The following is a 20,754-nucleotide window of genomic DNA, read 5'->3' as shown; positions in this document are numbered from 1 at the left end:
AAAATCGCGTCAGCTTTCTCAGGGGCGCCCGACCGTCTAGGCCTCCTCTTCGGCCCACAAGGCCCGCATCTCCTCGCTACGCTCCAGCAATTCGCCGAGCTTGCCTCGCGCCTCCACGCGTCCGTCTTTCAAAACGACGATGTGATCGGCACGCAAAAGCGCCGCGCGTCGATGCGACACGACGAGGCAGGTCACGCCGAGATGCTCGAACACGCCGTCCCACAGTTGCCGTTCCGTCTCGGCGTCGAGGGCGCTGGAGAGGTCGTCGAAGACCAGCAGTTCTGCGCTTCTGGCGAACATGCGCGCGGCGGCCGAACGGCTGATCTGCCCGCCGCTGAGCTTCACGCCGCGCGCGCCGACGAGCGTGTCGAGGCCGCGTTCGAGCGAGCCGATGTCACGCCGCAGGACGCTAAGGTCGAGCGCGCGCTCGAGCCGCTCCTCTCCCTCGCCCATCAAGACGTTGTCGCGCAGCGGATCCGAGAAGAGTTGCGGCACTTGCGACGTGTACGCGCTTCTGGGCGGCACGAAGAAGGACGCCCGGTCCTCCACGAGGCGTCCGTTCCAGTAGACGTCGCCCGTCGCGGGCAAAAGGCCGAGCAGGGCGCGCAGCAACGTCGTCTTGCCGCTTCCGATGCGGCCGGTGACGACCACGAATTCGCCGCGGCGCAGCGTGAGGTCCACGTCCTGCACTCCTCGACCGCCGTCGTGCAGAGCGGTCAGGCCCACGACCTTCACTTCGTGCAGGTCCTCGCGAGGAGGCAGGGGCGGCGCGGGCGGCGGATCACCGTCGAGGTAAATTTCGTGATGCTCGACGAGCTTCTCGGGCGGAGCGTCTTGCAGCAGGCGTGTCATACGCTCGAAGTTCACGCCCGAACGTCGATGCTGCGCGAGCATCCCGCCGAAGAAGGTCATGGAGTGCGCCAACCTCGGAAGGTACGACGCGAACAGCACGAAGTCTCCGATGCCGAACGAGCCGGACAGCAAGCGCGGCGCTGACAGCAGCAGCACGAAGCCCACGGCGACTTGCACCATGTTCGTGTTGACGCTGCGAATGAGCTCGGTCAGCAGAACGTCGCGCAACGCCGCGAATTTGCGCGCCGCGCCGAGGTGTTCGAGGTGACGCACCATCTGGGATTCGCGGGCGGCGAGCTTCACGGTAGACACGGCGGCGAACGTTTCCCCGACGAATTCTGTGACTTTGGCGGTCGATTCACGCGAGCGGCGGCGGTACGCGCGAATCGTGGGGCTGAGACGCCGCACGAGCAGCACCATCAGCAGCATCGGCGTGCACACGACGGCCGTTACGAGCGGATTGACGCTCGCCATGATTCCGATGGCCAAGCCCGCGTACAGCAAGATGCCGGTTCCGTCGACGAGGTACTCGGTGTACTCGGCGACGCCGTCCACGTCGTCACGAAAGCGGTTGACGGCCTCGGCGGGCGTTTCCGGCAGGCGCCGCGAACCGCGCGCCGTCAAAAGGTGCGCGATGAGATTGCGCCGAATGAGAGCGTCGAGCGTCAGCCAAATGCGAATCCAGAGGCGAAACGCGAAGAAGAACGTCGTGAAGCGCGCGAGGCGCACCCCCCCGAAGAGCAGCAGGACGAGCCACGCTCCTGAGATGTTGTTCTCGTCGAGACGGCGAAAGAGTTCGGCGGCGAGGTAGCCGGTCGCGAGCGGCAAGGAGTGGAAGACGCCGAACAACAGCACGTTCAGCCAAAACAGCAACGGCTTGTACGCGAACAAACGCCGCATCAACGGCCAAACGCGAATGCGCTCGGTCGAGCGGTCGACGGAAGGCGGGTGAGAAACGGTCACGAAAGCACCTCTTCGAAATCGGCGCGGCCTTGAGAGGCGGCGCGCAGCAGTTGGCTGTAGCGCGACGATGGCCGACAGGCGAGCGCTTCACGCGGCCCGAATTCCACGATCTCGCCGTCGCCGAGCACGAGGATGTCGTCGGCGCGGGCGACCGTGTCGAGGCGGTGCGCGATCACGATCGCCGTGCGGTGCAGCAAGAGACGCTCCATCGCCTTCGTTAAGCGTGCCTCCGTGGCGGGATCGAGGCGACTCGAAGGCTCGTCGAGGATCACGAGGCCGGGATCGCGCAGCAGGACGCGCGCGAAGGCGAGAAGTTGAGCTTCACCTGCCGAGAGGCTTCCGGACGCGAGGGCGGAATCCAAGCCGTCCGCTTGCGAGGCCAACCAGTCGCCGAGGCCGACTTCCTCCAGAGCGGCGGCGACACGCTCGTCGGGAAGGCGGTCGTCGAAGAGGGTGAGGTTGTCGCGAATCGACGCTTGGAAGAGTTGAACGTCCTGAGTGACGACCGCGACGTGTTCGCGCAAGCTTTCCAAGGAGAGGTCGCGGGTGTCGATGCCCGAAAGCGTCACAGAGCCCGCCGTGGGGTCGTACAGGCGCGACACGAGCCGCGTCAAGGTCGTCTTGCCGCTGCCCGTTCGTCCCAGCAAGCCCAGCGTCCGCCCTGCTCGCAAGGTGAAGTCGACGTCTTTGAGCACCGGCGTGTCGCCGTACGCGAAGGAGACGTCTCGAAAGGCGACCTCGGTGGCGCCCGACGGCACTTCCCGCGCGCCTTCTCGAAGCTCGGTGCTCAGCCCGAAGACCTCGCCGATGCGAATGAGGCCCGCGCCCGCCTTCTGCAATTCCTGGAGTTGCTGCGTGAGCTGATCGATCGGGTCTTCGATGAGGGTCATGTAGGTGTAGTAGAGGTACGCCGTGCCGAGCGTGATGGTGCCCGCCGCGTAGAAACCCACGGCGAGGCCAAGAATCCCGACGTACCCGATGGCGAACATCAAAAAGCTCAGTTGCCACACGACGCTGCGCGCGATCCACGCTCGATAGGCTTTCCAGAAGAAGTTCTTCTGCACGCCCAGAAATCCCCGCAGGGCGTGCGCTCCGCCGCCGAGGGCGCGCACGTCGTCGAGGCCCGTGAGGCGCTCCTCGATGAAGCCGTACAGTTCCGCGCTCGCCTCGCGCTCTTTCTTGGACGGCTCGACGCCGACGCGGCGCGCGCGCAGCAAGGCGAACAGCGTGAAGCACGCGAAGACCGTCACGATCGCGCCGACCCGCACGTCTTCACGCCAAAACATCACGAGGCTGCCGAGCAGCAAAAGTGCGGCGCCGAACACGCGGACGCTGAACTGCGAGAAGAAGTTCGACAACGCCGTCACGTCTCCGTCGACCCGCTCGATCATCTCTCCGGGCGTGCGCTCCTTGTGGTAGCTCATGTCGAGCTTCAGGAGGTGGCGCATGAGGTCCGCACGCAGGCGATTCGTGGCGGTCCAGCCGACGTTCGCGCCGACGTACGTCGCGCCCGCCGAGAAGAGTTGCACGAGCAGTCCCAAGACGATGTACGTGAAGGCGAAGCGTTGCAACGTGGCGAGCGCGCCTTGCTCGCGGGCGACGTCGATGTAGCTCGCCAAGATCTGTGGCGTGAGAAGTTGCAGGCCGATCGAGCTCAGCAGCAAGACGAGCAGAAGCGTCACGAGCGCCCACTGAGGTCCCAGGTAGCGTGCGAGCACCTTCAGGGCCGCGCGCGTGGAACGGCTATCGGAGGAGCGCGAAGACGACATGCGGACAGCCTAGCGAGGGGGCGTGGAGGGCACATCGGCATGATGGTCTAGCTTCACGAGTCTTCAGGCGCTCTCAAGGCACTTTGAGTCAATTCTCGCCGATGCGCCCGTGCAGGACGTCAACACTGACTCCACGATGCGACTCTGCACAATGCGAACTTCATGGATTCGAATCACGGCGGCGTTCGCGCTCCTGGCGGGCTCCGGCGCGCTGGCTCAACGAAGCGTTCCGAACGTCATCGCGTCCAGCGCCTCTTCGGGCACCTACGCCCCTGCCGCCGTGTCGGCGGCGGGCGCGGCCTTGTACGCACGCGTGAACGAACCTCAGCCTCTCTACACTGTGCGTCGTTACGACTTGCGCCTGCGGTCCACCGACGAACGCGGGCGCTCCATCACCGTCAAAGCGCAGATCTTCGTCCCCGACCTTCCGAAGCCGCAAAGCCTTCCGGTGTACGTTCTCGGAGCGGGCACGACGGGTCTCGCGGACAACTGCTCGCCCTTCGACGAGAATCCCGCTCGGCAATCGTGGGGCTGGTATCAAGGGCACCTGCTGTCGTACGCCGCGCAAGGCATGATCGCGATCATGCCCGACTACGCCTACTTCGACGATCCGGCGCGGCTGCAACCGTACTTCGTGTCGAATTCGGAAGCGCGCATTCTGCTGGACGCGGCGCGCGCCGCGTCCCAATTCTTCGAGGGGCGAGACGACAATGCCCGTCCGGCGCGCGCGGTGTTCTTCAGCGGGTACTCGCAAGGCGGGCACTCCAGCTTCGCCGCCGCCGACCTCTGGAAGTCGTACGCGCCCGACGTTCCCGTGAAGGGCCTCGCGGTGTTCGGCGCCACGACGAACGTCGCGACGTTGTGGCGCGAACACGGCGCCTTCGGGCCGTACGTCGTGGCGGCCTACCAGCAGTACTACGGGCGAGATCAAGTGAACGCGCAAGACCTCCTGCTTCCGAACGTCTACGCGGGCTTGTCGCGCAACGCCCTCGCGCAGTGCGTCGGGAACTTGCACCAGATGTACAGCAAGCGGGCGAGCGACATCTTCAAGCCGGACTTCTTGCAGGCCCTCGCGTCGGGCACGGTCGGCCAGCGTTGGCCGGGCGTGGCGCGCGCCTTGCGCCTGAACAACGCGGGCATGAACAAGGCGGGCGCGAATGTTCCGGCCTTCATCGCGCAAGGCACGACGGACGACATCGTCACGGCGGCCGCACAGCGCGCTTTCGTGCGAACGCAGTGCGGCCTCGGGCGGCGCGTGTCGTACCGTGAGTATCCCGGCATCAACCACTACCAGACGCGGCAGGTCGCGTTCCGAGACGCCCTCGCGTGGATCCGCGGTGTGACGGCCGGAAGCGCCGCGCCGAGCAGTTGCGTGAATTAAGTCGGGGTCGCGCAGTACGCCTCGATGCGCCGAACGGCTTCAAGCAAGTCGTTCGGCGCGCGCACGAGGGCGAACCGAACGTACCCTTCCCCGCTGGGACCGAAGGCGACCCCGGGCGCCAAGGCCACGCCCGTCTCGCGCGCGAGCCGCGAAGCGAAGTCGAGCGAGTTCGGCAAATTCGGCGGCAGCTTTGCCCAAACGTACATCCCGGCCCTCGGGATGTCGGCCGTCCAACCGAGCCGGCGCACTTCGGGCAGGAGAGCGTCTCGGCGTGCCTCGAAGACGTCGGCCGTTTCGCGCGCGAAGGATTCGGGCAAGTTCAAGGCGACGGCGGCCGCGCGTTGAATGCCGAGGTATTGATGGAAGTCCACGGCGCCCTTGACGCGGGCGAGCGCCGCCAAGACGTCCGGATGTCCGACGGCGAATCCGACGCGAAAGCCGCCCATCGAGAAGCTTTTGCTCAGAGAGTGGAGTTCGACGGTGGTGAGCGCGTCCCGATCGACCTCCAGAGCGCTCGGCGCACGGTAGTCGCCGAACGTCGTTTCGGCGTACGGGTGGTCGTGAACGAGCAGCAAGTCGTGCGCTCGACAAAAGCGTACCGCCTCTTCGAAGAACGTCACGGTCGCCGTGGCGGACGTCGGGTTGTTCGGGTAGTTCAGCAGCAGCACCTTCGCGCGCCGCAAGGCGTCTTCGCGAATGACGTCGAGGCGAGGCAGGAAGGCGTTCTCGGCGGTCAGGGGCAGACGGTGGACGTGCAAGCCGGCCAAGGTCGCCGCTCCGAGGTACGGCGGGTAGGCAGGGTCGGGCAGCAAAATCGTGTCGCCCGGGTCGGTCACGGCCAGCAGCAGGTGAGCGAGGCCTTCTTGCGCGCCGATGAGCGGCAGCACGTAGCGCTCGGCGTCGAGGGTGACGTCGAAACGGCGGCGCATGTAGAGCGCGGCGGCACTTCGCAAGTCGGCGGTGTCGCTGTGCAGCGGATAGCGGTACGTCGAAGGATCGCGGGTCGCCTCGCGTAAAGCGTCGAGCACGGCGATTGGAGGCGCGAGGTCGGACGAACCGATGGAGAGGTCGATGACGTCGAGGCCGTTCGATCGCGCGGCGCTCTTCGCACGGTCCATCACGGTGAAGATGCTTTCGGGCATGGCCTTCGCCCGCTTCGAAACGTTCGGCACGACGACAGTCTAGACGGGCTGCCCATCACGACGACCTTCATGAGTTTGCGTCTTGAGCTTTTCTTATCCCATTGCTTCACGGTTCCTTCAGGATGGGTCAGGTGCCGTTCATGCCGAGTCGATTCCTCCTTTCCTTGACCTTGTTCTCCTCGTTCTCCTCGACGCTCGTGTTCGCTCAACCTGTCGTCATGCCGGGCAGCATCTTGTCCGCCGAGACGCGGCGCGCGGCGAGCCTCACCGACGTACGCTCCACCATGTCGTCCTTGTACGCCCGCGCGGGCGTGCCGAGCGCGCGCTATCCCGTCGAACGATTTCGCTTGAAAATACGCACGACCGACGAAGCCAACCGTTCCATCACCGTGTCCGCGCTGCTGTACGTCCCGGTTCTGCCCAAGGGGCAGAGCGCCTCGCTGTACGTCATGGGAGCGGGCACCACGGGCATCATGGATGAATGCGCTCCCACGCGTGAGAACGCTCGGGCGGACAACTGGGGCGATTACGAGGCGCACATGCTCTCGTACGCCACGCAAGGCTACGTCTCGATCCTGCCCGACTGGGCTAACTTCGATGACGAGCGCGCAGTCCAGCCGTACTTCGTCTCGAACGCCGAGGGTCGCGTGATGCTCGACGCCGCCCGCGCCGCCTTCAACTTCGTGCGCGAGCGGGCGAACGGTCCGGAGATGACGGGCAAGGTCTTCTTGGCGGGCTACTCGCAAGGCGGGCACGGCGCGTTCGCCGCAGCCGACATGGCGGCGTCGTACGCCCCTGAGCTCAAGATCGGCGGCGTGATCGGTTACGCGCCCGCCATGGACGTCGCAACGCTCTTTCGCGAGCGACCGGTGCTGGGACCGTATCTCGCGCGCAGCTACGCCGAGCGCTACGGCGTGGACACGCGCAAGTTGCTGCAAGACCGCTGGTTGACGTCGCTGGACGGGGCGAGCATTCGCGCGTGTGTCAGCACAGTCGCGCGACACTACCCCAACGACGGAGCGAGCCTCTACCGGCCATCTTTCTGGCAAGCGCTGCAAGGCGGATCCTTGCGCGCCTTCGATTCGGAATTGTCGAAGCTCGTGAAGCTCAACTCGCCCGGATTCGACGCCTCGGGCCGCGTCATCCCGGCGATCGTCCTGACAGGCCTCACCGACCCGATCGTGACCGCGAACGCGCAACTCACGTTCATCCGCAAGAGTTGCGCGTTCGGCCGCGCCATCGTGCAGCGTGAATACGAAGGCGCGAATCATTACCAAGCTCGGCAGTTCGGCTTCGCCGATACTTTACGTTGGATGCGCGAACGCGAAGCGGGCCTGACTGCCCCGACCTCGTGCTCGACTGCCCGCTACCAAACGCTGATGAAGGGCAACGTGAACTCCAAGGTCGAGTTCGCGAGCAAGCGCAAGCGCTGATCTGCGCGTTGCCGTCACGACGACCCCGCCTTTCGGCGGGGTCGTCATTGCTCGCGCATCACGCGGCTTCTCAGTTGTCCTTGGGTCTCGCGCTTGGCGTCTTGAACCCCAGGCGCGGCAAGACGAAGTAGTCGAGCCCGAGGTACCCGGCGACGCGCCACGCGAGGACGAGCCATGTCGCGAGGACGAACAGAACCGGGTTCGTGCTGACCGTTCCCGCCAGAAGGTACGCCACGTTCATGAAACCGCCGAAGAACGCGGCGACCGCCGTGAACAGACCGAGGATGAGGGCGAGACCGACGGCGATCTCGCCGAAGGTCACGAGATACGAGAAGAGCGTGGCGTTCGGCAAGGCGAAGTTCTGGATGAACGACGCGTACCAACCTTGCACATCGGGGTGGTCACCGGCGGTCTTGGCGAGCGCGCCCTTTAGAAAGCCGCCGACGGCCACCCCGGCCTTCGCGCCGATCCACACTCCATTGGGGTCGCTGGCTTTGTGGAGCCCGGCAGTCAGCCATTCGTAGCCGACGTACACTCGCAGGAGGGCCCAAAGGGGGGCGGTGCGGGCGTTGGCGAACGTGAAGCGCGAGAGGTCGAACTTGGGAGTGGTGCGGCGGACATCTGCAGTGAGCATTCTCGTCACCTTCCTCGAACGGACGTGAGTTTCAGGTTTTCCTGTTCGAACTCGCCTTCCGTTGATGACCGTAGAATGCAAGGCCGTCGTTACCACTGCATTACCGCCTCACCGAATACCCTTCACGCGCCCAGCACCCTCGTCATCACGCGGACGTCGGGTCTTGATCGGGCGCGGCGAGCTTCGTGTTCGAAGTCGCCGAAGTGCTGAAGGAACGGTCGGATCGACGTGAGTGATGCACAATGAGAAGCGGTGACGACGCCCGCACCTTCTCCTCCTGACTTCTCGCTGAACGCCGCGAACGGCATCATTCACTTGTACCGCGGCGAGGTGGGCCGCATGACGTCGTACCGCGTGCGACTCGACACGACGACGAACTGGGCGGTCATCACGACGGCAGGGTTGCTGGGATACGCCTTCAGTCCGCAAGGTCCCGACGAGATCATGATCGCCGCGATGCTGATGAACGTGTTCTTCTTGCACGTCGAGGCGCGACGCTTTCGGCTCTTCGAGATTTCGCACCTTCGCGTGCGCGTGCTCGAGAAGTTCTTCTATCCGTCGGTGCTGGGCGATTCGATCGATCAATCCTGGCGGTCGTACATGATTCGTGAGCTCGACAAGCCGCACATTCCCCTCGACCACTTGCAGGCCGTGGGTTGGCGCTTGCGGCGTAACTATCTTTGGCTGTACGCCTCGCTGTTGATCGCTTGGTTGGCGAAGCTCGACATCAGCCGTCCCGCCAACTCGGTATTCTCCGCCGCGCAGGTCGTGGACGTCGCGCGAATCGGGTTGTTGCCCGGCTGGGCGGCGCTGCTGCTCGTCCTCGCGTTCTACGCCGCCTTGATCATCCTCGCGTTGCGCGCCCGATCGTACCCGCTCGAAATGGATTGACCGAACCGCCGTGCAGACGCCCACGCCACGCTTTTACTCGCCGCCCGACGGCTTCGTGCGCTTGCGCTCGACGTTGCAGTGGGACGGACGCGGCTTCGTGGGATGGCAAAGTCAAGCGAATTCGCGCTCCGTCCAAGACGACGTTCACGCGGCGTTGTCGCGGTTGTGCGTGTGCGAACGACCGGTGGCGGCAGGTCGGACGGACGCGGGAGTTCACGCGGCGGCCATGCCGATCCACGTCGATGTACGCGAAGGCACGTTGAAAGTGCCGCCCGCGCGCTTGCCGTTGGCGCTCAACGCCCTGCTGGCGCGGGACGTCGCGGTGCTGGACGTGACCGCCGCGCCGCGCGGATTTCATGCGCGCTTCTCGGCGACGTCCCGTTCGTACGTCTACCGCCTGCTTCCCTCGGCGGTTCGCTCTCCCCTCTGGGAAGGGCGCGCCTTGCTCGTTTCACCGAACTTGGACGTAAACGCGATGGGGGCGGCGGCGGCTACGCTCGTCGGTCGGCATGACTTCGCGGCCTTCGCGACGCGCGAGGAACGGCAAACGACGCGCGACCTGCTCGTCTTGGACGTGCGGGCGAGCGGTGATTTGCTGGAGGTCCACGTGACGGGCGAGAGCTTTCTGCGGCACATGATCCGCGGGCTTGTCGGAACGCTTCTGCTCGTCGGGGAAGGCAAGCTCGGCGTGGACGACCTGCGAAGCGTGCTGAACGGGAAGGACCGCCGACTCGCGGGACCGAACGTGGCGCCGCACGGATTGTACTTCATGGGCGCCTCGTACGACTGACGGTCAGGTCGGCAGCGCCCCCAGGAAACGTCGCAGGCGCGTTCGCACTTCATCCGCGTGGTCCAGCCACAACCAATGTCGCGCGCCCGCCACGTCCTCGTAACGCGCCTGCGGCAGCAGGTGGGCGAGTTGCCGCACGGGCCAGCTCGGTCGAACGTCCTGCTCGCCGTGCAGAAAAAGCGTCGGAACGTCGAGGCGTGCGAGTTCCCCGAGCAGTTCGGGGCGCTTGATCCACTGCCGCCACGAAGAGGTCATGGCGGCGTGCACTTCGGGATTCCACGCGGGGGGCGGATCGGGCAGAGGATCGAGACCCGCGTCCTTCCCGGCATGGTACGCCGCCGACCAGTCTCGGTCGTTGTGCACCCCCGTCCCGGCCATGTGGAGCAGGGCGCGCGTCCGCTTCGCGAAATGGACGGCGTAGGCGAGCGCGAGGTCGGCCCCGGCAGAGTGCCCGCCTACGATCCACGTGTCGAAGCCGAGCGCCGCTCGAATCCCGTCGAGGTCGCGCACGTTGGACGCCACGTCGTACGGAAGCGTTTCGCTCGACCGACCGCAACCGCGAGGCTCGATTCGCAGCACCTCGAAGGTGTCCGAAAGCAAGTCGGACACGTCGCGCAAGTAGTCCTCGCAGCCGAACCCGCCGGGAAGCAGGGCGAGCGGCGCACCCCTCCCTTCGCGCAAAACGTGCAAGCAAGCGTCTGCGACGCGAACGAACTCGCCCTCCACCTTGACCTCCTCTCCGCGCCTCTTGCGTCTCACGGCCTGTTCCAGCACACTACGGGGCGTGCCGCTCGAGGATGATACACCGACGCCCGAGAACGTCCGACCGCTCGGGCAGTTCGGGCGGTCGTTGCGTTGCCTGACCGAGGTGACGAGCACTCAAGACGAAGTACGCGCCTGGCGAGAAGCGGAGCGAGGTGCCGTGGTCGTGGCGCAGCGTCAAACGGCGGGACGTGGGAGGCGTGGGCGAGCGTGGAGCAATCCAGGCACCGCCCTGATGTTCTCGGTGCAGCTTGGAGCGTTCCCGAACGTCTCGTCACTCGCGCTCGCCCCGCTCGCCGTGGCCGTGGCGCTTCGAAGCGCGTGCGGCGTCGGCGGCTTGAAGTGGCCGAACGATCTGCTCGCGCCCGACGGGCGAAAGCTCGCGGGCATCTTGCTGGAAGCGGACGTGCGCGGCGGGCAAGTGCGCGCCGCCGTGCTCGGCGTAGGCGTGAACGTGAGCGGGGCGCCCGAAGGCGCAGCGAGTCTCGTCGAGTTTCGCGCCGTGCATCGCCCGACGTTGCTGCGCGACTTGCTTTGGCAAATCGAAGTGTGGCTGAGCGCCCCCCCTGCTCGCGTGCTGGACGCTTGGCGCTCGTTCAGCGTGACGCTGAACCGTGAAGTGCATGTTCGCGCGAGGCACGGCGACGTGGTCGGCGTGGCGCGAGACGTGGCGGCCGACGGCGCGTTGCTCGTCGAGGTGGAAGACAAGCTGGTGCGCGTCGAGGCGGGGGACGTCGCCCTCATCGGCACCGTCGCTTCGGAAGCCAACGAATTCTCGAACAGGACTACAGGAGGAGCCATATGAAAACGACCGTGAACCCGACGTTGATTCAAACTCTGTTGCCGCGCGCGTCCGTAGCGCGCGACGTCGCCTTGGTGGTGCTCGCCGCCGCCTTCGTGGCCTTGCTCGCCCAAGTCGAGGTGCCGATTAAGCCCGTACCGATCACCTTGCAAACTCTGGGGGTGCTGCTGGTCGGCGCGGCGCTCGGCTCGAAGCGCGGCGCGGCGGCCATCGCGACCTATTTGGCGGCGGGCGCCGTCGGGTTGCCCGTGCTCGCGGGAGGAGCGGGCGGCCTCGCGAAGATCTTCGGTCCGACAGGAGGCTTCCTGATTGGCTTCATCGCCGCGGCGTTCGTCGTGGGGTGGCTCGTGGAACGTCTCGCCGCCGACCGCAAGGTGCTCGGCACGGTAGGAGCGATGATTGCCGGTAACCTCGTCATCTACGCGTTCGGCTTGCCGTGGTTGGCGCTCGCGGTGCCCGCGCTGCGAGAGTGGAGCGCGCTCTTGGCGGCGGGATTCACTCCGTTCCTGCTTGGAGACGCCTTGAAGTTGCTCTTGGCGGCGGCGTTGCTCCCAAGTGCTTGGGCTTTCTTGGGCCGTCGCTGACCATGCTCACGGGCCATTGACTTTGGGGAAGTGGCCCGACAAGTTATCCACAAAGTTATCCACAGGGGCTGTGAAAAACTTTCGGATCTGCTCGGGAGAAAAGTCCCGAGCGGTCTTCGTTTTTCGTGTCCTGGACGTGCTCCAGCATGATGCCATCCTGGTGGTAGGAGGACCGGGGAAAGTTATCCACAGGAGGGGGAGTTCCTGTGGATAACTTCGGTACCGGAACGGTTACGAGCTCAGGAAACGCTCACCATCGAAGCGCCTCGATTGCTCCACGAACGCTCGAACACGGGCGGGATCTTTACGTCCGGGGCCGCGCTCGAGCGAGCTGACCGCGTCCACCCCGAACGGGCGCAGAAGCGTCATCGCCTCACACACGTTCTCCGGACTCAAGCCGCCAGCCAGCCAAGCACCCGCCGGAAAGGGCACGCTTCGCCAATCGAAGGGCACGCCCCCGCCAGGTTTGGCAGCGTCGAACAGCAGTGACAAGCCCGTTCGCGGAGTCGGTATCTCGTCGCCCGGCCTGAGGGCACGGAGAACCGGCCAGAAATTCAGCAAGACGTCCAAGAAGGCGTCGCCGACCTCTCCATGCACTTGCACGGCGCTCAAACGCGCTTCGTGGGCCGTCCTGAGCACCTCGTCGAGCGAGGCATCCAAGAACACGCCGATACGGCCGAACGACGGATCGAGCGCCAAGCTGATGCGCCGCGCCGCCGCGACGTCCACTCGCCGCTTGCTGATCGACGCGAAAATCAAGCCGATCGCGTCCGCTCCCGCGTCTTGCGCGAGCAAGGCATCTTCGGCGCTCGTCGTGCCGCAGATTTTGACGCGTGTTCGAGACATGACGAGAAGTCTAGCGCAAGACCTGCAGAACGCAAGGCTTCGGCCTCCATGACGCCATGACAAAAAAGGCGCGCTGTTCGCGCGCCCCTCACCCGTCAAACCGCGACTTCCCGTGAGCCGTCTCGTTGCACGGCGAAGGATGAAGCTCGAGTCGGGTACGAATACCTCAGCCGCCGAACGTGCCACATCTTCTCGAAGCTTCGAGGGCGCGTTCGCCGCGCGTTCTCAAGCTTTCTTGCCGTCCGCCGCGCTCGCAGCAGGTGAGGATTCGTCACGCTCGATCCAGACCTCTCCGATGATCTGCCGGGCCGAACGGCTTGCCGAGTGAAGTGACGACGCCACCTGCGGGCTGAACTTCTCGGCGGTCTCGCGAATCTTGCGGCGAACACTCGGATTGCGTGCGAGGTAGTAACCACCGCCCGCCAGGACGAGCAGCCACAGCAAGCCGTTGCCGCCGCTCTTTCTCGGGCGGCGCTTCGCGAGGGCGCCCACCTTCAATTCCAAGTCGTGAATGGCGACCTCGTGGCTCTTCATACGGCTCGCCATCTGCTTTTCGAGGGACTTGACGCTCTTGAGGGCGCTTTCCTCGCTCGCCTTGTGCTTCGCGGCGGCCTTGGCCGCTTGCGCGGTGAGTTTCGCCTGGGCTTTCTTGGCCGTGATCGCCGCCATCTTCGCCGCGTTGCGCGCTTCACGTTCGGCGCGCTCCGCCCGCTCGGCCCGCTCGTGCGCCGCTTTCACTCGCTTCACGACGCGCCGCTCGGGTCGGCTCTGCACTTTGTTCTTCACCGTCTCCGCCGCGCGCCCGAGCATCTGGCCGCCAAGGTGTCCCGCGTGCGCGGCCGCTTCTTTCGTGACCTCAAGCGCGTGACTGGGTACGTGAGCGGCCGCTTTCGCTCCGTGCGCGATCGTCTCGGCGACGGCCTCGGTCAATCCGCCGATACTCTCGGCGACGTGACGAGCCGGGGTCGGCACGGCGTCCACGGCGACCTCGAATCCTTGTTGCACCGGCTGAGCGAGGTTCGCCGCCGTATGCTCCGCGTCTTGCTTGTGTTCGGTCAAGTGGCTCATGAAGTAGGTCCTTCCTCTCGGTCGATGAGGCTTGGCGTGCTCGGGCCGTCCGAACGCGCGGTGGAGCCGAGTTCGTTCAGCGTAGGTGCCTTCACGGTGGACCCCGGAACTTGCTCGGTGCGCGTCTCCAAGACGTCCTCGGCACTGACTTGATCGAGGCGCAGCACTTCCCGCCCGAGTTCCACGTCGAAGCTTCGCTCCTCGTTGAGGACGCGCTTGAGAATGCGCACCTCTTCCATCACGACCGGACGCTTCGTGACTTCGGCTTCCTCGCGGTACGTCACGATTTCTCGCGTCTGCCCTTCGAGCAGCGGTTCATCGCCGAAAAACACGCCCGTGCTGCCCGGCGCGAGTTCGATGTACACCGTCTCGGTCAACAGTTCGACGGTCACGGTTTCCGTGCGGCGTTCCACTTCTCGGCGAACGCGCACTTGCCCCGTTTGTTCGCGGCGCTTTTGTACGAACGCTCGCTCCTCCAGCAATTGCAATCGTGCGACTTCAGTCGCACCTCGCTCTAATTCGGCTTCTCGCCGCACATCGATTTCAGTAACGCTCGTGTGAGATTCGTTCTCGTTCATGCGTCCTCACTTCGGCGCGGCGTGGGACGGCGGCGCGCGATGGCTCGCCGTCCCACGCCGCAGCCCTTTATCGATTGCGATCCGTCTTGCCGTCGATGCGATCGATGCCGTCCTCAAGCGCGTCGCCCGTCTTCTCCAGCAAGTTGCGGTCGTCACGGCGCGTGACGGTCCCCGTCTCCAAGCTGTCGTTGCGTACGTCCACGCCGCCCGTGCGGTTCACGTCCAGCACTTCCCGCCCGACCGTTTCCGTGAACGTCTGCGTCTGGCTGACTTCCCGCTCGCCGATCGTGACTTCCTCCGTCACGAACGCTTGCTTGCGCACTTCCGCCCGTTCGGCTTCGAGGTCCACGCGAATTGTCTCGTTGCCCGCGCCAAGTTGCACGTTGCCGTCCACTGGCGTCGGGTTCGTCACAGGGTGGCGCTCGATAATAATCTCTTCGCGCGTCAAGCTCACGGGCACCTGCTCGGTGCGCGTCTCGACGCGCTTGCCGACTTCGACGCTGCCGGCGTGGTAGCGCTCCTTGTCGACGAGCAAGCGCTCTTCGAGAAGGCGCAAGCGTTGCGGCGTCTTGAAGAGGGCATCGGCCGTGTCCTCGTCGCGGTAGTTGTACGTTTGCGCGGCCATGCCCGTCGTGCCGCTCGCGACGCCCATCGACGAGTCCGTGGAGACGGTGCCGAGTCCGCTGCCCGCACGCTCGGTGCTCGACAAGGTCGTATCGCTGCTCGTTCCCATCGTCATGGTGTCGTTGCGAACATCCGAGCCGCGCAGCACGCGCTCGTCGGACAGTTGCGCGTCGTATCCGTAGTCTTGGCCGTTCCGGTACTCTTGCATCGCCTTGACTTGATCCTTCGTCAAGGTATCGAAGTACACGGCGTCGTCTTCGATGCGCGCGAGGCCCACGGGCACCAGCACTTCCTTGCTCGTGAACCAGCCGCCGACATCCACGACCAAGTAGCGCAAACGACCGGAGTCCGGCTCTGCCATGGCCCCCCGAATCGTTCCGACCTTTTGCCCGTTGGCGCCGTACGCCGGACTGCCCGTCGGATCGTAAATGCCTTCGCTGCGGAAGTCGTAGTTGCGGTCGCGGACCAAATCGGAAAGGGGTATCAAATTAGCCATGTCATGCCTCCTCCGTAAGGCCCTTGCAGCATAGAAAGTGCCTTTGGCACATCCATTTGGCGGCCGCTAAGAGGCTTACAGCAAACCTTAGGGCCCGGGAAAGCTCGAGTTCAGGCAGTCCAGAGAATGTAACTCAGATCGACGAGCCGAAGGCGGCTCGCAACTCCAGCGCGAACAGCTGAAACGCGAGGCTGGGGCTGACGTACTGCTCCAACGCCGCCAGCAACCGCTCCAAGGCCTCGTCGGCGGCGACACGCACGGACGCTTCGTGCGAGGCGAGCACGAAGCGCAGCGCCTCCGCGTGCAAGTCCGCGTCGAAGCGCTTTTCCAACGTCTCGGCGGCGACGAGCGCCGCCATCATGCCTTGCGGCACTGCGTCCACGAGCGAGCGAGCGTCCTCCAAGGCGCCACGGGCGCGCGCACGTTCTATCAGCACGCCCGGTCGCCCGTTCGCGAATCCCAGCAGCTCCGCATCCGTCGTCCCCAGTCGCGCCATCGCGGCGTTCATCTCGGCGTCGCTCGCGGGCGGGACGTCGAAGCGCGCCGTTCGCGACACGATCGTCGGCAACACCGCCCGGACCTCCTCGGCGAGGAAGACGAACATCGCGCCGTGCGGAGGCTCCTCCACGACCTTGAGCATGGCGTTGGCCGCCTCGTCCCCGAGGTGCTCCGCTCCGTCCACGATCACGACGCGGCGCTCGAACGTCGGCGCGACCTCCAGCCACTCCACGACGTGCCGCTCGTACTCGCGCCCCTCGTCGCGCCGCTCGGTGACGACCGAGACGGGAATGAGCTTGCGCCGCGCCGCCTTTCCCGTCGAGGTCACCGCTTTCGGCTCGATTTCCATCACGTCCGGATGCGCTTCTCGCAACAACGCCGTGCACGAAACGCACCGCCCGCAAGGCGCGTCGCTCGCCGTGCAGTTGAACAAGGCGGCCATCACGCGAGCCAACATTCGCTTGCCGACTCGGGCCGGGCCAACGAGCAGCAACGCGTGTCCGCGAAACGAACGAACGGCGTTCAACACCTCCGCGTGACCGATCAAGCCGAAGTCGGCAGTGCCCACGGTTACCGGCCCACCTCCAAACGGGCGGCCAGCACGTCGGGCAAGCGCGCGGCACGCACCTCCACCTGCGTCCGGGCAATGTCATACGAAACGCGCACGACCTCGAAGATTCCTCGTGTGACATCCAGCAAGCCGTAACTCGCGCGAGCGTCGCCGTCGCGCGGTTGCCCCACCGACCCGGGGTTCAAGATGACACGAGCATTCGGCGGAACCGAGAAGCGCCCTCCGGCCGTCAGAGACTGGTACCGCAGCCAGTCGCCCGGCGGACCTTGCAACGTCGTGTAGACGCCAGGCACGTGGGTATGACCGACGCAGCACACCCGTCCCTCCCAGCGACCGAAGGCTTCTCTCGCGCTGGCAAGCGAATCGACGTACTCGAGGTAGGACATCGGCGAGCCGTGCCGAAAACGCACGTCCGTGCCGTCGACGCGTTCGTCGCGTCCGTCGGGCCACTGCGCCAAGAACTCCAACTCGTTCGGCGTCAAGCAGGAAAGCTGCCAATTCAACGCCTGCCCGACGACGCCGTCGCGGCGCACGGGCGCTTCGCCGCGCAGGAACTCCAGAGCCCAAGCGTCGTGGTTGCCCAGCACGCAGCTCGCTTCGCGAGTTTGCAGAAGTCGCATCACCTCTCGAGGTCTCGGTCCGTACCCCAGCGCGTCCCCGAGGCAGTACACGGCGTCGAAGCCACGCCGATCCGCGTCGGCGAGGACGGCTTCGAAGGCCGCGAGGTTGGCGTGAATGTCCGACACGAGCAGAAGTCGCACGATCAGCATGATAGCGGGAGAAGCGCCCGCCCTCCTCGTCAGGCAGCCGGTTCCGCCGAACGGTTTCCATCCCTCACGCGGGCGCACTATTATTTCGCAGTGACTCGGCCTCGCATCGGGATGAGCATCGCTCACCTTTCCGACCCCATCCTCGGGCGTTCTTACCAAGGCACCGCCATCGCGTACGCGCAAAGCTTATGGCGTGCTGGCGGCCTTCCCTCGCTGCTTCCGCTTCTGCCCGAAGCAGCCCACGACCTCGTCGCTCAACTCGACGGCCTGCTGCTCACGGGCGGCGTGGATGTCGCGCCCGACCGATACGGTCAAGCGCCGCATCCACAGTTGGGTGACGTGGACACGCTACGAGACGAAGTGGAGGCCGCCCTTTACCTGGCCGCTCGAGCGCGCGGGTTGCCCGTGCTCGGAATCTGCCGCGGCCTGCAACTCGTGAACGTCCTCGAGGGCGGCACGCTTCACCAGCATCTCGACGGGCACACGCAAGGTCGACCGTACGATGCCTTGACGCACGACGTCGTCTTCGAAGGAGACGGGATTCTCGCGCGGCATCACCCGACCCACCTTCTCGTGAACTCGCATCATCACCAAGCCGTCGATACCGTCGCGCCGTCACTCAAAGTCGTCGCGCGTTCTCGCGACGGCTGGGTCGAGGCGCTGGAAGGCGAAGGCCTCGTGTGCGTGCAATGGCATCCGGAACTCACGTACGAGAACGCTCCTGAGACGCGCGGCGCCTTCAGCGCCTTCATGGAGTTGTTCGCGTGAACGGCCCCGAGCGCGTCTGGTCGGACCTTTACGGCTGCCCGAGAGCGCAGTGGCAAGGTGCGACAGGCGGGCATCACTGGCTCGTGGTCTGCAGCGGCGACAAGCTCGGCGAAGTGGCGAAAGTCCTGAGCGCCGCCCGCTTCAAAGGCCGCGTCGACGTGCTCGTCACGAGCGACGTGACTCCTCTTCTCGCCGCCCTCGACGATTTGCAGCCCAAAGGGACCGTGGTGGTCGGAGCGACCCTACGAGGTGGGCCAGCGGTGGAAGTCTCGTCACGGCAAGTCGATCTCGGCGGCGTCTCTTACCACGAAGGTGGAGTGTTCCCGGCGTGGACGGCGGCTTTGACGCTGGACGCACCGGAAGGCGCGTGTTCGCTCGCCAGCGCTTGTACCAGCGCCGGCGTTCCCGTAATGTCCTCGACCGCGAGTGACTTGCACCGCGTTCTGCACACGTGGTGGGCGCAAACGCCGCACAGCCTCACCTACGTATGACCGTCGTTCGTCACCTGTACATTCATGTTCCCTTCTGTCCGAGCATCTGCCCGTACTGCGACTTTCACGTCCTAACCCGCTCAGCGGGCCAAGTGGAAGCTTATTTGAAGCGAGCTCGCGAGGAAGCCCGAACGCTGGCCGAGCGGTACGAAGTAGATCTGGATACCGTTTACCTCGGCGGCGGAACACCGTCCTTCCTGAGAGACGGCGAGTTGGAAGAACTGGTTTCCAGCGTCCGCGAGCATCTGGGATGGGGCCGTGTCGAGAACACCTTGGAGGTGAATCCGGGCACCGTCTCGGACGCGCGCGCCCGCCATTGGCGCTCGCTCGGCTTCGATCGAGCGTCTGTCGGGGTGCAAAGTCTCGACGACGCGACCCTCAAGTTCCTGGGCCGACAGCACGACGCCGCGAGCGCCCGCCAAGCCGTTCGAACCTTGCTCGGCCACCGCTTTCGCGTCTCGGGCGACCTCATTACGGCCGTACCCGGCCAACCGCTCGATTCCGACGTCCGCGAGCTCGTCGCGCTCGGCGTCGAGCACGTCAGCGCTTACACCCTCACCATCGAGCCCGGGACGGAATTCGATCGGCGCGGCGTCACGGTCTCCGAAGACGACGAGCAACTGGGATTCGAGCGAACGGCAACCCTTCTCGGCGAGCTAGGATTCGAGCGCTACGAAATCAGCAATTACGCGAAGCCAGGGACAGAGTCGCGGCACAACCTCGCTTATTGGACCAACCGCTTCTACCTTGGCCTAGGTCCCTCCGCCGCAGGTCATTACCCTTCGCGGGACCAGCACTTGAAAGGCGAGCGCCGAACGAACCCGACCCTTCCCGGTTGGTTGGCAGGAGAGCTTGGCGACATTGATCCCATCACGCCGGAGGAATTCGTGACGGACGCGCTCTTCATGGGGTTGCGTCTCACGGCAGGCGTCGATTTGGACGACTTGTCGCTGCGCGCCGACCTCGACGTTCGAGCTCGCTACGCCTCTACCCTCGATCTTCTTGCCCGAAAGGGATGGCTCGAGCAATCCGGCCCTGACCTTCGTACGACCGCCGCGGGCCGCTGGGTGCTGAACGACGTCATTCGCACCTTCCTGACGAACTGAAACGTAAAGACGAGCGACTCCAGTTGAAGTCGCTCGTCTTTATGAATGCTGAGGAGCCTTACTCGTCGCGCTTGCGTTCGTTCCAGCCGTGGTCGCGGCGAGCACGAGGCCGGAAATCGCCGCCCGATCCTTCGCGAGGAGCACGGTCTTCACGAGGGCGGAATTCACGGTCACCGCCGCGATCGTCACGGCGTTGGAAACCGCCACGGTCACCACCGCGGTCGTCGCTGCGCCCCTGAAAGCCGCCACGGTCGCCACCGCGATCACTGCGCCCTTGGTAACCGCCACGGTCGTCGCGGCGTTGGAAGCCACCACGGTCACCACCGCGGTCGTCGCTGCGCCCTTGGTAGCCGCCGCGGTCACCACCGCGGTCGTCGCGACGCTGGAAGCCGCCGCGATCACCGTCAGAGTTACGAGGCGTGAAGCCTTCTTGGCGCGGACGGAAGCCGCGGTCGTCGCGCTCTTCGCGGCGCTGGGAACCACCGCGATTTTGCGGACTCATCTGCTCGCGAAGTTCGCGCATTTCGCGGCGCAGGCCACGCAATTCCTTCGATTGCTCGTCCAACGTCTCTTGCATTTTCGTGAGCAATGCAACGAGATCGTCGACGTCGACGAATTCCTCGTCTTCCAACTCTTCGACGTCCGCTTGGGCGTCTTCGTCTACAGGGCCCTCTTGCAGCGCATCAACCGCCGCTCGCAACTCCTCGGGCATTTGGTCGTTCGTCATATCGTTCCTTCCTTTTCGCTCCGCGCGAACGTTCAAGCAGTGTAGCACGCACCCTTGTTCTCCTCGTTCAACGCTTTCTTTCGACTCTGATGTCAAGTGCTTAACATGCAAGTTAGGGTGCCCCTCCAGTGATTGGAGGGGCACCCTAGGTTGGAGCGGGAGACGAGATTCGAACTCGCGACAACCACCTTGGCAAGGTGGTGCTCTA

Annotated in this window: 22 protein-coding genes; 10 read left to right on the top strand and 12 right to left on the bottom strand. The window is 65.2% G+C overall.

All coding sequences use genetic code 11. The features are described from left to right. Nucleotides 1-36 precede the first annotated feature (36 nt). Nucleotides 37-1,815, bottom strand: a complete 1,779-nt coding sequence (locus tag DES52_RS21645) for an ATP-binding cassette domain-containing protein (protein WP_425451137.1) — start codon at nucleotides 1,813-1,815, stop codon at nucleotides 37-39. Beyond that, the gene (locus DES52_RS21640) at nucleotides 1,812-3,584 is read right to left on the bottom strand and encodes an ABC transporter ATP-binding protein (RefSeq protein WP_110888916.1); all 1,773 of its coding nucleotides are present in this window, start codon (nucleotides 3,582-3,584) and stop codon (nucleotides 1,812-1,814) included. Before DES52_RS21640 ends, DES52_RS21645 begins: the two co-directional genes overlap by 4 nt. Before the next feature lie 151 nt (nucleotides 3,585-3,735). Between DES52_RS21640 and DES52_RS21635 the strand changes: the two genes are divergently transcribed. Continuing rightward, nucleotides 3,736-4,965 (top strand): lipase family protein, encoded by a 1,230-nt coding sequence (locus tag DES52_RS21635; protein WP_170131220.1) that lies wholly within the window; start codon nucleotides 3,736-3,738, stop codon nucleotides 4,963-4,965. Here the strand turns inward: DES52_RS21635 and DES52_RS21630 are convergent. After that, nucleotides 4,962-6,107: an aminotransferase class I/II-fold pyridoxal phosphate-dependent enzyme gene (locus DES52_RS21630; RefSeq protein ID WP_110888926.1), complete on the bottom strand. Its 1,146-nt coding sequence runs from the start codon at nucleotides 6,105-6,107 to the stop codon at nucleotides 4,962-4,964. The two genes, DES52_RS21635 and DES52_RS21630, sit on opposite strands and share 4 nt — an antisense overlap. Before the next feature lie 140 nt (nucleotides 6,108-6,247). Between DES52_RS21630 and DES52_RS21625 the strand changes: the two genes are divergently transcribed. Further along, on the top strand, nucleotides 6,248-7,540 hold the full coding sequence (locus tag DES52_RS21625; RefSeq protein ID WP_170131219.1) for a lipase family protein: 1,293 nt from the start codon (nucleotides 6,248-6,250) through the stop codon (nucleotides 7,538-7,540). 70 nt (nucleotides 7,541-7,610) lie between these two features. On the opposite strand, the gene DES52_RS21620 is transcribed toward DES52_RS21625, so the two are convergent. Then, nucleotides 7,611-8,174, bottom strand: a complete 564-nt coding sequence (locus DES52_RS21620; protein WP_110888913.1) for a DoxX family protein — start codon at nucleotides 8,172-8,174, stop codon at nucleotides 7,611-7,613. 252 nt (nucleotides 8,175-8,426) lie between these two features. On the opposite strand from DES52_RS21620, the gene DES52_RS21615 reads away from it, so the two are divergent. Together DES52_RS21615 and truA are read left to right on the top strand one after the other, a co-directional pair. Continuing rightward, nucleotides 8,427-9,065, top strand: a complete 639-nt coding sequence (locus DES52_RS21615; protein WP_245901222.1) for a DUF2270 domain-containing protein — start codon at nucleotides 8,427-8,429, stop codon at nucleotides 9,063-9,065. A gap of 10 nt (nucleotides 9,066-9,075) precedes the next feature. Next, entirely contained in the window at nucleotides 9,076-9,855 is a 780-nt protein-coding gene (truA, locus tag DES52_RS21610) for a tRNA pseudouridine(38-40) synthase TruA (RefSeq protein ID WP_110888912.1), read from the top strand. Nucleotides 9,856-9,858: 3 nt separating this feature from the next. Here truA and DES52_RS21605 read toward each other — a convergent pair whose 3' ends face one another. Beyond that, nucleotides 9,859-10,614, bottom strand: coding sequence for an alpha/beta fold hydrolase (locus DES52_RS21605; RefSeq protein WP_245901221.1), 756 nt, complete (start codon nucleotides 10,612-10,614; stop codon nucleotides 9,859-9,861). Between the two features lie 25 nt (nucleotides 10,615-10,639). On the opposite strand from DES52_RS21605, the gene DES52_RS21600 reads away from it, so the two are divergent. Next, complete coding sequence (locus DES52_RS21600; protein ID WP_245901220.1) at nucleotides 10,640-11,422, top strand: biotin--[acetyl-CoA-carboxylase] ligase; 783 nt, start codon at nucleotides 10,640-10,642, stop codon at nucleotides 11,420-11,422. Next, nucleotides 11,419-12,003: a biotin transporter BioY gene (locus DES52_RS21595; RefSeq protein WP_110888910.1), complete on the top strand. Its 585-nt coding sequence runs from the start codon at nucleotides 11,419-11,421 to the stop codon at nucleotides 12,001-12,003. Before DES52_RS21600 ends, DES52_RS21595 begins: the two co-directional genes overlap by 4 nt. 231 nt (nucleotides 12,004-12,234) lie before the next feature. Here DES52_RS21595 and DES52_RS21590 read toward each other — a convergent pair whose 3' ends face one another. The 6 genes from DES52_RS21590 to DES52_RS21565 form a co-directional block, all read right to left on the bottom strand. Then, entirely contained in the window at nucleotides 12,235-12,849 is a 615-nt protein-coding gene (locus DES52_RS21590; protein ID WP_110888909.1) for a phosphoribosylanthranilate isomerase, read from the bottom strand. Nucleotides 12,850-13,074: 225 nt separating this feature from the next. Continuing rightward, nucleotides 13,075-13,917, bottom strand: a complete 843-nt coding sequence (locus DES52_RS21585; protein ID WP_110888908.1) for a hypothetical protein — start codon at nucleotides 13,915-13,917, stop codon at nucleotides 13,075-13,077. Continuing rightward, nucleotides 13,914-14,495 (bottom strand): DUF2382 domain-containing protein, encoded by a 582-nt coding sequence (locus tag DES52_RS21580; RefSeq protein WP_110888907.1) that lies wholly within the window; start codon nucleotides 14,493-14,495, stop codon nucleotides 13,914-13,916. Before DES52_RS21580 ends, DES52_RS21585 begins: the two co-directional genes overlap by 4 nt. Nucleotides 14,496-14,562: 67 nt before the next feature. After that, entirely contained in the window at nucleotides 14,563-15,615 is a 1,053-nt protein-coding gene (locus DES52_RS21575) for a PRC and DUF2382 domain-containing protein (protein ID WP_110888906.1), read from the bottom strand. A 133-nt stretch (nucleotides 15,616-15,748) separates the two neighbouring features. Then, nucleotides 15,749-16,681 (bottom strand): DNA polymerase III subunit delta', encoded by a 933-nt coding sequence (locus DES52_RS21570; protein WP_110888905.1) that lies wholly within the window; start codon nucleotides 16,679-16,681, stop codon nucleotides 15,749-15,751. Between the two features lie 2 nt (nucleotides 16,682-16,683). Beyond that, nucleotides 16,684-17,454, bottom strand: coding sequence for a metallophosphoesterase family protein (locus tag DES52_RS21565; RefSeq protein WP_110888904.1), 771 nt, complete (start codon nucleotides 17,452-17,454; stop codon nucleotides 16,684-16,686). Nucleotides 17,455-17,544: 90 nt separating this feature from the next. Between DES52_RS21565 and DES52_RS21560 the strand changes: the two genes are divergently transcribed. Genes DES52_RS21560 through hemW form a run of 3 tightly spaced genes read left to right on the top strand, consistent with a single transcriptional unit; the run spans nucleotide 17,545 to nucleotide 19,819 of the window. Then, nucleotides 17,545-18,222: a gamma-glutamyl-gamma-aminobutyrate hydrolase family protein gene (locus DES52_RS21560; protein WP_245901219.1), complete on the top strand. Its 678-nt coding sequence runs from the start codon at nucleotides 17,545-17,547 to the stop codon at nucleotides 18,220-18,222. Beyond that, nucleotides 18,219-18,713 carry a hypothetical protein gene (locus DES52_RS21555; RefSeq protein ID WP_110888902.1) on the top strand — a complete coding sequence of 165 codons (495 nt, stop codon included), beginning with the start codon at nucleotides 18,219-18,221 and terminating at the stop codon, nucleotides 18,711-18,713. Before DES52_RS21560 ends, DES52_RS21555 begins: the two co-directional genes overlap by 4 nt. Next, complete coding sequence (gene hemW, locus DES52_RS21550; RefSeq protein WP_110888901.1) at nucleotides 18,710-19,819, top strand: radical SAM family heme chaperone HemW; 1,110 nt, start codon at nucleotides 18,710-18,712, stop codon at nucleotides 19,817-19,819. Before DES52_RS21555 ends, hemW begins: the two co-directional genes overlap by 4 nt. A gap of 39 nt (nucleotides 19,820-19,858) precedes the next feature. Here the strand turns inward: hemW and DES52_RS23200 are convergent, their stop codons facing one another. After that, on the bottom strand, nucleotides 19,859-20,026 hold the full coding sequence (locus tag DES52_RS23200) for a hypothetical protein (RefSeq protein WP_170131217.1): 168 nt from the start codon (nucleotides 20,024-20,026) through the stop codon (nucleotides 19,859-19,861). On the opposite strand from DES52_RS23200, the gene DES52_RS21545 reads away from it, so the two are divergent. Beyond that, entirely contained in the window at nucleotides 20,013-20,591 is a 579-nt protein-coding gene (locus tag DES52_RS21545) for a hypothetical protein (protein ID WP_146237420.1), read from the top strand. The genes DES52_RS23200 and DES52_RS21545 overlap by 14 nt on opposite strands. The last annotated feature ends 163 nt before the right edge of the window (nucleotides 20,592-20,754 follow it).

This window comes from Deinococcus yavapaiensis KR-236 (assembly GCF_003217515.1).
In the GTDB taxonomy this organism is placed as follows: domain Bacteria; phylum Deinococcota; class Deinococci; order Deinococcales; family Deinococcaceae; genus Deinococcus_A; species Deinococcus_A yavapaiensis.
This window is presented reverse-complemented; position numbering and strand designations above follow the sequence as displayed.